9 protein-coding genes and 1 rRNA gene are annotated in these 10,945 nt (G+C 66.8%); all 10 read right to left on the reverse strand.

The features are described from left to right. Positions 1 to 27 precede the first annotated feature (27 nt). The 10 genes from BLR41_RS07205 to rrf all read right to left on the reverse strand — a co-directional run bounded on the left by BLR41_RS07205 (position 28) and on the right by rrf (position 10,769). A complete protein-coding gene (locus BLR41_RS07205) occupies positions 28 to 1,731 on the reverse strand; it encodes a CTP synthase (protein WP_245693952.1) in 1,704 nt (567 codons plus the stop codon). Between the two features lie 502 nt (positions 1,732 to 2,233). Continuing rightward, positions 2,234 to 2,383: a hypothetical protein gene (locus BLR41_RS22795; RefSeq protein ID WP_176797859.1), complete on the reverse strand. Its 150-nt coding sequence runs from the start codon at positions 2,381 to 2,383 to the stop codon at positions 2,234 to 2,236. 100 nt (positions 2,384 to 2,483) lie between these two features. Beyond that, positions 2,484 to 3,683: a putative cytokinetic ring protein SteA gene (gene steA / locus BLR41_RS07210; protein ID WP_092627178.1), complete on the reverse strand. Its 1,200-nt coding sequence runs from the start codon at positions 3,681 to 3,683 to the stop codon at positions 2,484 to 2,486. A gap of 167 nt (positions 3,684 to 3,850) precedes the next feature. Next, positions 3,851 to 5,605, reverse strand: coding sequence for a DNA repair protein RecN (recN, locus tag BLR41_RS07215; RefSeq protein ID WP_218119980.1), 1,755 nt, complete (start codon positions 5,603 to 5,605; stop codon positions 3,851 to 3,853). A gap of 176 nt (positions 5,606 to 5,781) precedes the next feature. Beyond that, a complete protein-coding gene (locus BLR41_RS07220) occupies positions 5,782 to 6,675 on the reverse strand; it encodes an NAD kinase (RefSeq protein ID WP_092627179.1) in 894 nt (297 codons plus the stop codon). After that, positions 6,672 to 7,553: a TlyA family RNA methyltransferase gene (locus tag BLR41_RS07225; RefSeq protein WP_092627180.1), complete on the reverse strand. Its 882-nt coding sequence runs from the start codon at positions 7,551 to 7,553 to the stop codon at positions 6,672 to 6,674. Before BLR41_RS07225 ends, BLR41_RS07220 begins: the two co-directional genes overlap by 4 nt. Before the next feature lie 4 nt (positions 7,554 to 7,557). Beyond that, on the reverse strand, positions 7,558 to 7,815 hold the full coding sequence (locus tag BLR41_RS07230; protein WP_245693953.1) for a hypothetical protein: 258 nt from the start codon (positions 7,813 to 7,815) through the stop codon (positions 7,558 to 7,560). A gap of 208 nt (positions 7,816 to 8,023) precedes the next feature. After that, positions 8,024 to 9,100 carry an HAD hydrolase-like protein gene (locus BLR41_RS07235; protein ID WP_092627181.1) on the reverse strand — a complete coding sequence of 359 codons (1,077 nt, stop codon included), beginning with the start codon at positions 9,098 to 9,100 and terminating at the stop codon, positions 8,024 to 8,026. 38 nt (positions 9,101 to 9,138) lie between these two features. Further along, complete coding sequence (locus tag BLR41_RS07240) at positions 9,139 to 10,023, reverse strand: tetratricopeptide repeat protein (RefSeq protein ID WP_176797860.1); 885 nt, start codon at positions 10,021 to 10,023, stop codon at positions 9,139 to 9,141. A gap of 628 nt (positions 10,024 to 10,651) precedes the next feature. After that, positions 10,652 to 10,769, reverse strand: a 5S ribosomal RNA gene (rrf, locus tag BLR41_RS07245). Between the last annotated feature and the right edge of the window lie 176 nt (positions 10,770 to 10,945).

Raw genomic sequence — 10,945 nt, forward strand, 5'->3', positions numbered from 1 at the left:
TAGTCGAGCGTGTCCCGGTCCGACCGCTCAGACGCTCGCCGGTGCCTGCACGGCACCGGGCAGCTCCACCGGCAACCGTTCCGCGGCACGGTAGTCCAGAGCCGCACGGACGAACGAGCTGAACAGTGGGTGCGGCCGAGTGGGACGGCTCGTCAACTCCGGATGCGCCTGGGTTCCCACGAAGAACGGGTGCTCCTCACGTGGAAGTTCGAGGAACTCGACCAACCGGTCGTCCGGCGAGGTCCCCGAGAACACCAGTCCCGCCTTGGACAACTGCTCTCGGTAAGCGTTGTTGACCTCGTAACGATGCCGGTGCCGTTCGGAAACCTCCAGGGTCCCGTAAGCCTGAGCCACCAGGGAGTCCTCCCGCAACGCGGCCGGATAGGCCCCCAGACGCATGGTGCCGCCCATGTCGCGTTCCCCCGCCACCACGTCGTGCTGATCGGCCATGGTGCTGATCACCGGATGCTGGCAGGGAGCGGCGAACTCGGTCGAGTTCGCGCGCTGCAACCCGGCGAGATTGCGCGCCGCCTCGATCACCATGCACTGCAGTCCCAGGCAGAGCCCCAGCACCGGGATCCCGTTCGTGCGCGCGTACTCGATCGCGCCGAGTTTGCCCTCGATACCCCGCACCCCGAATCCACCGGGCACGAGCACCCCGTCCATACCGGCCAGGGCACGCGCCGCGGCGGCCTCGGTCTCGCAGTCGTCGGAGGCCACCCAGGAGATTTCCACCTTGGCCCGGTTCGCGAACCCACCCGCACGCAACGCCTCGGTGACCGAGAGATAGGCATCGGGCAGGTCGACGTACTTGCCCACCAGGGCGATCCTGACTTTCTCGGTGGGATTGTGCACCCGCTCGAGCAGATCGCCCCACACCGACCAGTCGACGTCGCGGAACGGTAGCCCCAGCCTGCGGACCAGATAGGCGTCCAATCCCTCGCCGTGCAGCACGCGGGGGATGTCGTAGATGGAGGCGGCATCGGGACAGGCCACCACACCGTCGGAGTCGACGTCGCACATCAGCGCGATCTTGTCCTTGAGCTCACCGGAGAGCTCCCGATCGGCGCGGCAGACCAAGGCGTCCGGAGCGATACCGATGTTGCGCAGCTCCTTGACGGAGTGCTGGGTCGGCTTGGTCTTGAGCTCTCCGGAGGGCGCGAGGTAGGGAACCAACGAGACGTGCAGGAAAAAGCAGTTGTCCCTGCCCACGTCGTGACGGAGCTGTCTGCACGCCTCCAGGAAGGGCAACGACTCGATGTCACCGATAGTCCCGCCGATCTCGGTGATGACCACGTCCGGGGTCTGACCGTTCTCGTCCGGCTCGGCCATCGCACGGACCCGTGCCTTGATCTGGTCGGTGATGTGCGGGATCACCTGCACCGTGTCTCCGAGATACTCGCCACGGCGTTCCTTGGCGATCACCGAAGAATACACCTGACCGGTGGTGATGTTGGCGTTCCGCGTCAACGCCCGGTCCAGGAAGCGCTCGTAGTGCCCGATATCGAGATCCGTCTCGGCCCCGTCGTCGGTGACGAAAACCTCACCGTGCTGGAACGGATTCATCGTGCCCGGATCAACGTTGAGATACGGGTCGAGCTTTTGCATGGTCACCCGCAACCCGCGGGATGTGAGTAGTTCCCCGAGACTGGAGGCCGTGAGCCCCTTGCCGAGGGAGGAGGAGACGCCCCCTGTGACGAATACATGCTTGATCGTGCGTGCTTGCGGCACCAAAAAAGCTCCCCGTGGTCGATGCCGTCACCGTGCTGGTGTTTGTGCTGGCAGGAACGTTGACACCGTCGCTCCCACGGGACTACAGCATATCGCACTCGCTCCCCGGGATGCACTGGACCCCGACGGACGGCGGACCGGGGATGGTTCACACGTAGGAGCGGACGCGGCGGTCGCCGCCGACGACCGCTCGGGCAGGTGGGTTCGTCCCGGCGGGCTCGACGCACTCGGTGTACGGCGCGAGGTCGTGTGGTGCATCGGCGAGCTTCCGCCGAGCACGGCAGACCGTTCTCACGCCGCCCCCGAACGAGACGCATCTACTACGAAACGTGATCAACGAATCAGCCGATCGAAGTATGCCACTTCACGGCATTCTCGGGCATGCTCACCAGGGCGAAGTTCATCTGAACCGGTCCGGCGCGACGCCCCTCCCCATTCGCGCCGGGCCTCTGCCGGGCGGCGCCCGTACGCTCGCGCCGCCCGGCGCCATCTCGATCCCGCCTCACCACCAGGCGCGGAAACCTCCCTTTCCTCCGCCCCGCGGAGTGAAGGCACCGGTCAGAGCTTGCGCGTCCGCCTGCTCACCGCACAGCACGTCGCGTTCCGAGCGCCACTGTTGCGGCTCGTGTCGCAGGTGGTCCTCGTGGGCCAAGCGAGGGATAGTCAGCGAGCTCCCGCTGTCCGAGTTCCCACCACGAGCCGCACTCCCGACACCAACGCCGGGAACAGCGCCCCGAAAAACCGCACGGAGCTCACGTGATCAGCCCCTGCAAGAAATCGACGACCGCGTCACCGAACGCTCCGAGCACCGTGAGATAGGGCCCGAACATTCCCGAGGTGCTGACCACGGCGAACATCGCGAGAACCACGCTCAGCACCAACAACGACACGGCTACGGCGGAAACTCGGTTACGCTGCAGTTCGAGCACGGCCGAACCGTGCACGATCTTGCCGCCCAGCCGAAGCCTGGTCAGGAACGTGGAGGGATTGGTTTCCACCCGCGCACGGTCCAGGAATTCGTCGAGGGTGGCGCGCATCCCCACTGTCGCCACGAGCTCGGCGCCGTGCGCGTCGGCGAGCAGCAGGGCCAGGTCCTCGGCGTTTCCCGAAGCAGGGAAGGTCACGGCTCCGAGGCCGAGCTCCTGGATCCGTTCGATTCCCGGCGCGTGACCGCCGGTGTCGGCGGGAATGACGATCTCGTCGGCCACTTTGAGCGTACGCACGTCCAGCGCGGTCGGGTCCCCCACTATCACGTCGGGGGAGAGCCCTGCCGCACACAGCGTGTCCGCGGCGGTGCCGACACCGAGCAACACCGGGTGATACTCCCGCACGTAGCGACGCAGGCGCTTGAGCTCTTCCGTGTACCCACGTCCCGGTGCGACCACCAACACATGACGCCCGGACATGGCGACACCGACGTCGGGCACCCCGATGCCGTCCAGCACGAGCATCCGCTCGTTCCGGAGGAACTCGACGGTGTTGGCGGAGAACGCCTCCAACTGCGCGGACATCGCCGACTTCGCCTCGCCCATACGGGCGGCGACGCTCTCGGTGTCCTGTTCCGAGGCGTGCAGTAGAAGCTCCTCCTCACCACGTTTGCCGACGAGGTACACCTCGCCGTTGTGCAGCCGCAGCGTGGCGCCGTCCCGGATACGTTCCAACGCCTCGGGACCCGCGTTGTCGAGCAGCAGGATGCCGGCCGCGAGCAGCACTTCCGGACCGAGATTCGGATACTTCCCCGATATGGCGGGGCCGGCGTTCACGACCGCGGCCACCTCGTGAGCGACCAGGGACTCCGCGACGTGGCGATCGAGATCGGGCTCGTCGAGAACCACGATGTCCCGTGGAGAGATCCGAGGCGGTAGTTCGCCGATCCGGCGCTGGACACGCGCTGTTCCGATGATGCCGGGCAATGTCTCCTGCCGACTTCCGAGCAGGCCACTGAGTCGCATGCACCGATGGTGACAAAGCAGTCACCGAATGTTCCGTCGCCACGCCGAGGCGCGGTCGACAATGCCGGCGCATCGCCGAAAGCGCCACTTTCGGGGACGACTCGCGACCGACCGCACTGTTCGGTGGATCCGAAACGGGGCGGGGTTAACTCCCCCCGGGCCATCGGTCAGAAGTCGGCCTTGTACCGGTCGGCCACCTCGAGGAGCTCCTCGGCGTGGGCACGTCCGGTCTCGGTGGAGTCGAGCCCCGCCAGCATGCGCGCGAGTTCCGTGACACGTTGTTCGTCGGAAACCGTGCGAACGTCACTGTGGGTGAGACCGGCGGTTTCGGTGGCCTTGTCGACCACGAGGTGTCGATCCGCGTAGGCGGCCACCTGCGGCAGATGCGTAACCACGACGACCTGATGGCTTCTGCCCAGTCGCGCGAGGCGTCTGCCGATCTCCACTGCGGCTCTCCCGCCCACCCCGGCGTCGACCTCGTCGAACACCAGGGTGGGAACGGTGTCGGAATCCGCGAGTACCACTTCGAGGCCCAGCATCACCCTGGAGAGCTCTCCCCCGGAAGCGCCCTTCTGAATGGGAAGTGCCGGTGCTCCCTGGTGAGCGCGGAGACGCATCTCCACTTCGTCGACACCGTCCGGACCGGCGTGAACCGGCTTCCCGTCCAGGAGGACACTCTCGTGACCACCAGCGGTGCCGTGTCTGGGGGAGACCGACACCTCGAACTCGGCCTGCGCCATGGCCAGCCCGGTGAGCTCCTCGGTAACGGCGACCGCCAATCTGCCCGCCGCCTCGGTTCGGATCCGGCTGAGTTCACGGGCGTGCTCGGTGAGTTCCGCCGCCAGGCTGTCGCGCCGGGCCGCCAACTCCGCCAGCGCCTCCTCGGAGGTGTCCATGCCGCGCAGCGTCTCCCGGGCCCGTTCGGCCCATTCGAGCACACCGTCGATGTCCTCGGCGTACTTCTTGGTGAGTTGTTTGAGTTGGGCCTGGCGGGCGAGTACTCGTTCCAGCTCGGCCGGGTCGGCCTGGAGCTCCTCCAGATAGCCGCTCAGTTCGGTGCCGGCGTCGCTGAGTACGGCTGCGGCCTCGGCGAGTCTCTCCCCGATCTCGCGCAGCTTGGGATCCTCGGACGAATCCAGCAGTCGGCGGGCCTGCCCCACCAGACTCGTCGCTCCCGCCCCGTCGGGATCCTCCGCCTCGGATCCACTGATCGCGGTGTGGGCACCGGTGGCGAGTTCACGCAGCTGATCGATATCGGACAGCCTGCGGGCCTGCTCGACGAGTTCGGCGTCCTCGCCGGGCGCGGGATCTGCTGTCTCGATCTCCGAGAGTCCGTGACGCAGCAGATCGGCCTCGCGTTCGAGTTCACGGGAACGTTGGCTCCGATCGGACAGCTCCCGTACGACTTCGAGCCATTCCCGCCGCAGTCTGCGGTATTCCGCGAGTGGCTGTTCCACGGCCTCACCCGCGAACCGGTCCAGCGCGGCACGCTGCTCGTCGGCGCGTAACAACCGAAGCTGGTCGTTCTGGCCGTGCACCGCCAGCACCTGGTCCGCGAGTTCGGCGAGCACCGTGTTCGGCACCGAGCGACCGCCGAGATGGGCCCGGGAACGCCCCTGGGAGCTGACACTGCGAACCGCGATCAGACTGCCGTCATCGTCCGGCTCGGCCCCGGCCTCGCCCGCCACCTCGACAGCTCCCGAGTCCGCGGTGGTGACGAAGCGGCCTTCCACCACGGCTCGTTGGGCTCCCGACCGGACCCTGGAGCTGTCGGCGCGACCACCGCTCAGCAGGTGCAGGCCGGTAACCACCATGGTTTTGCCCGCACCCGTCTCGCCGGTCACCACCGTCAGTCCCGAATGCAGTTCAAGCGTGGCACTGTCGATCACGCCCAGCCCTTGGATGTGCATCTCCGCCAACACAGCAAGCACCCTAGCTGGCACGCTCACGGGGCCGGCGGCCCGGCGAGCCGGTTCGGCGCGTTTCAGGGGCGAATACCATTCGTCTCACGCCGCGCGGAACGAGCGAGCAGGCGGCCGTGGCCGAAGTTCCGCTACCCGCCGCGGCGGGCGAACACGGCACACAACCACAGTGAATCCTATTCGGATACCGGTCCCCGCCAGCCGTGCACGGGGAGTTCGAACTTGCGAACCAGCCGATCGGTGAACGAGGTGTCGTGCAGTCGAACCAGCCGCAGCGGGTTGTCCGAGGCCAGCACCTCCACTCGGGACCCCGCGGGCAGGTCGAAGTGCCGTTGCCCGTCGCAGCACAGCACGGCGTCGTGACCGTTCTGGTCGATCTCGAGGGCCAGAGTGGAATCACGCGCCAGAACCAGTGGACGCGCGAAAAGAGCGTGCGCGTTGCTGGGCACGACCAGCAACGCTTCCACCTGTGGCCAGACGACGGGCCCACCGGCCGAGAAGGCGTAGGCTGTGGACCCGGTCGGAGTGGAACACAACACGCCGTCGCAGCCGAAAGTGGAGACCGGATGGCCGTCCACCTCGACGACGACGTCGAGGATGCGTTCCCGACTGCTCTTTTCCACACTGGCCTCGTTGAGTGACCATGTCGTGGCCAGCACCTGGTTTTCCAGTCTGGCGGTGACGTCGATGGTCATCCGCTCGTCCACGTGGTAGCGACCCTCCACCACGGCGTCGACGGCCTCGTCGAGGGCGTCGAAGTCAGCCCCCGCCAGGAAGCCGACCCGACCGAGGTTGATCCCGAAGACCGGTACTCCGGCCATCCTCGCGAGTTCGGCGGCGCGCAACAGGGTGCCGTCCCCTCCGAGGACGAGTACCAGCTCGGTCCCCGCGGCGGCGAGTGCCCCCGGTGCCACGACGCGGCTGTAACAGGCCGGGCTAAGCTGGGGTGCCTCCTCCGCCAACACACGCACCCGCATACCGGCACCGATCAGTCTGCCCGCGACCTTCTCCGCGGTACCCAGGTTGTACTGCCTGCCGGTGTGTATCACCAGAAGTACGTCACGGGTCAACCGGCGTCATCCCCTCCGAGCTCCCCGGTTTCGGTGTGCACCGTTCGGGGAGCCACAGCGACATCGTCCGAGGAAACCGTTACCGCCTCGGTGACCATGGTGGTCACATCGCGGGGAGCCTCGTCGGCACGCCGGTGCAGCCAGACGAAGTACTCGACGTTGCCGGACGGCCCGGGAAGCGAACTGGCGACCACGGCCTGCAGCCGCAGCTCGTACTCCGCCGCGGCCGCGACCACACCGAGTACCGCCTCGGCACGCAACGCCGGATCACGAACCACTCCCCCGGCGCCGAGGCGCTCCTTACCGACCTCGAACTGCGGCTTGACCATGAGCACCAGGTCGGAACCCCGGTGTGTGCACTCGCTCAGCGCGGGTAGCACCAACCGCAGCGAAATGAACGACAGATCCGCCACCACCAGGTCCGCAGCCTGCCCGATATCGGGAGGCGTCAACGTCCGCACGTTCTTGCGGTCACGGACCAGGACACGCTCGTCGGTACGCAATTTCCAGTCCAGCTGGCCGTAACCGACATCCACGGCCACGACCTCCGCCGCCTCTCGCCGCAGCAGCACATCGGTGAATCCTCCCGTGGAGGCACCCGCGTCCATGCAGCGGCGGCCAGCGACCCGCAAACCGTCCTTTTCGAAGGTCTCCAACGCTCCGAGCAGCTTGTAAGCACCACGGGACGCCCAATTGGGATCCTCCACGTCGTCGGCCACGACTATCGATGCATCGTTCTCGACCGTGGTCGCCGACTTGCGGGCAACGAAGCCGCGCACCGTGACACGTCCGGCAGCGATCAGCTCACCGGCGTGTTCCCGTGAACGAGCGAGCTTACGACGTACCAGCTCGGCATCCAGTCGCGCTTTCCGAGGCACCGCTTCAACTCCCGCTACTACTCGGTCCGGACAGCAGTTCGTCGGCCCGGTTGAGGGCGTCGGTCAACGCGTCGTGAACCGCGTCGAACCTGGCGACGTGTTCGGAGACGGGCAGCCCGTCCAGCTCCCGCAGGTCCGCCAACGAACGCTCGACGAGGCCTTCGGCCTCCTGAATCCGGTCTACCACGGAATCGGTGGGAGTCGCCGAAGCTGCCGTTCCGTCACCGTGTCGTCCCGCCGACTCCATCTCCTCCTGCCTCATCGCACACCACTAACAGTGATACCAATCACACCGCACGAGCACCACGCGCGAAAAGATGCCGAAAGAACCACAGCACTTCCACGTTATCGGATCACACCGGCCGCTGCCCCTCGGTACACTCGCTCACGGCGATTCGCGTGAGGCCCCACGACAGTCGGGAGCGAACCGCCCGGGCCACCGCCGCCGTCGACCGGACACGACGAACGATTCAACTGGTGGCGGCCGTAGCGAAGCGCTTTCCGTCGAGGCGATACAGCCCCAGCTCCCGGAGCGCGGTTTCGGCTGTCGAGTCCTCGAACAGCACCTCGACGTCCCCGCTGCCTTCCGACCACCACGCCGCACACAGGGCTCGTAGCGCGGAGAGCCCGCTCCACGGATATGTGCCGGCCTCCTCGGAACGGCTGTCCGCCCCGTTCACGGCGGTCAGTGCCAGTCCGGCCCCGGTGGTGGCGATTCTCCAGCCGCTCTGTTCCGAGATCCTGGAAACCGCAGCCGGAAGTTCCAACGCGGTCACATCAGCCGCCACGTGAGCAGGACGGCACTCGGGAGGAGCCGCGAGCAGCTCGGCGGGAGTACTGACTCCGCTCAACACCATCAGCGAGGGAATCTCGGCCCTGCCCGCTCCGAGAATATCCGTTTCCAACCTGTCACCCACCACGAGCGGCCGCCGCGCGGCGGCCGAGCTCACCGCCCGATCGAGCAGCGTTCGTTCCGGCTTGCCCGCGACCAGCGGGCAACTGCCGGTGGCCTCCCGCAGTGCCGCCACCAGTGCCCCGTTCCCGGGAAGCTCACCCCGCTCGGTGGGAAGTGTGGCGTCACGGTTGCAAGCGACCCAAACAGCACCGGCACGTATCGCCAAGCAGGCTTCCGCCAGATCGGCCCACGTGGTGTCAGGGGAATGCCCCTGCAACACGGCCACCGGTCCCGCATCCGCCGTTCGCACCGGAGAAAGTCCGACAGCCACGAGTTCCTCGGCCAGGGCCGCGGTACCGACGACGAGCACCGGGCTCCCGTACGACAAGCGTTCGGCCAGTAAGGCGGCCCCCGCCTGGGCACTGGTACTGATCTCCGAGAGCACCGCCGGAATCCCGAGTGTGTTCAAGTTGTCGGCGACCACCTCGGGGGGTTTGGAGGCGTTGTTGGTGACGTAACGAATCGTGATCCCCGCGTCGCGAACGTGGGAAACAGCCGAATCGGCACCCTTGATGATCTCACCACCGCGATAGACCGTGCCGTCCAGATCGAACAACAACGCGTCGTACTCGGCACCGAGCGATCGCTCCACGTTACTCCCTCCGACGTCCAGGAGACGTCGATTCCGGATCAGTCCCAGACCCCCAGATCGATGTCGTGGGAATCCGCGGACCGCCGGTCCGCGCGGGGATCACCGGTACCGTGCTCGCGGTCCGTGGCGCCGGTTCCCTCCGAAACATCGGAGACGGTGGTATCGGTTTCGGCTCGGGCAGCCAGCCGTTCCGCCTCCTCCGGTCCTCCCAGCTCGGTCACGAGCTCCTCGAGTCGTTCGGGGGCGTCGGTGGCTTCGTCGTCATCGGCGTTGGCCGCATGCACGAACCAGGTGAAGGCTTCGCGCGTGCGTCCCACCGCAAGCAGATTGTCCGCGTAGGCGTAGAACAGCCGGGCGCTCCACGATTCGTTGCGCTGCGGATCGAGTTCGGGGATCTGCAGGCTCACGACAGCGGCCTCGGATTGACCGAGATCACGACGTGCTCCCGCTCCCACGATTCGCAGTTCGATCGCTTCGTCCTGAGGTAGCCGAGTTGCTTCCTCCTCCCGGGTGAGCTCCAGAGCACGCTGGGGTTTCCCGAGGGCACGCTCACAATCGGCGATGATCGCGAGGTGGGACTGGCCTCCCATGCGACGAGCGGCACGCAGTTCGGAGAGGGCCTCACTCCAGTTGCCCACATAGTAGGCTGCCAACCCGTTTGCTTCTCTGGCAGCGGGCGATCTGGAAGCTTTCCGACGAGCGTACCGGGCGTGTTCCAACGCCTTTTCCGGTTCTTGTTCCAGTAACATCCCCACCGCCACCACGTGCGCTCCCACGTCCTCGGCCACCATCTTGGGCAGCGCCCGGAAGTCGCGCCGCACTTCGGGATCGAGCTGGGAAGCATTGGCCTCCTCGGGCAGCTTGGGCGCCCGGGGACGGCCGGGGTCGGTGGGGGCCGTCCGCTTCCCGGAATCATCGTGCACTCGTTCGGCGTTCCCACGGGAAGAGCCCGTTCGGGCCTCACGTCTACCCTGGTTCCGATCGGCGGGTGAACGACGGTTCTGCCGCGAGTCGGTGGAATTACCGGACCGATCGGCTCGCCTCGGAGCGTCGCGCTTGGACTGATTCCCCGCATCGCGGTTACCGACATTGTTGCCGGTTCGGTTGGTTCCGCCACGAGAATCGTTTTGGCGGTTTCCACCGGTTCCACGAAGTCCTGCCGACCCAGCACCGTTGCGCCCCGCTCCGCGGTCGGTTCCGGCTCGATCCTTGGAGCCACGCGGGTTTCCCCCAGAGCCGCCCGCGCGGGGGTGCCCCGGTTTCCTGTCCTTTCCGTGCCTGTTGCCGGTGTCGTTGTCACGACGCCGAGCGTCAGGCTTGTCGTCAGAGCTGGACACCGGACCTCCTGAAGCATATGAACATGACTCCACCAGCTTAGCCCCGCGTGGGTGTGCACAGCCGTACGGGCGATTCACGCGTCTAGCGGGCCCGGCACCTGGCATACCCAGGGGTTCAGCGAAAGCCGTGTGGGATGTGTGCTGGCGGGTGCTGGCTGGGGGTGCGGAGTAGTCCGGCCCCACCCGTGGTGGGTGGGGCCGGTGTGGGGGGTTGGGTCGGCGGTGTCCGTGTCTCCCACACCCGTGGGGGTGCAGTACCTGGGGCGCTGGAGGGCTTAGCTGCCGGGTTCGGGATGGATGCCGGGCGTGTCTCCTCCGCTGTGGCCACCGACCCAAAAACTGTGGGGGCCGACTGGGTCAGCCGGTATGTAGTTATCGGGGGTGGTGGCTGGGTTGGGAGCCGTATAGTGGTGGCGAGATCCGCGTGTGCTTGCGGGTGGTGCGTGTGTGGGCGATGGGGGGGTGTCGCCGTTCGGCGGGTTAGTACCCGTCCACTGAACACATTGCT

The sequence above is a fragment of the Actinopolyspora mzabensis genome (genome assembly GCF_900101095.1).
Classification (GTDB): domain Bacteria; phylum Actinomycetota; class Actinomycetes; order Mycobacteriales; family Pseudonocardiaceae; genus Actinopolyspora; species Actinopolyspora mzabensis.

Excerpts from the sequence above, each read along its gene's own strand:
- steA (WP_092627178.1), bottom strand. The coding sequence starts at position 3,683 with ATGCGACTCAGTGGCCTGCTCGGAAGTCGGCAGGAGACATTGCCCGGC.
- BLR41_RS07230 (WP_245693953.1), bottom strand. The coding sequence starts at position 7,815 with ATGAGGCAGGAGGAGATGGAGTCGGCGGGACGACACGGTGACGGAACG.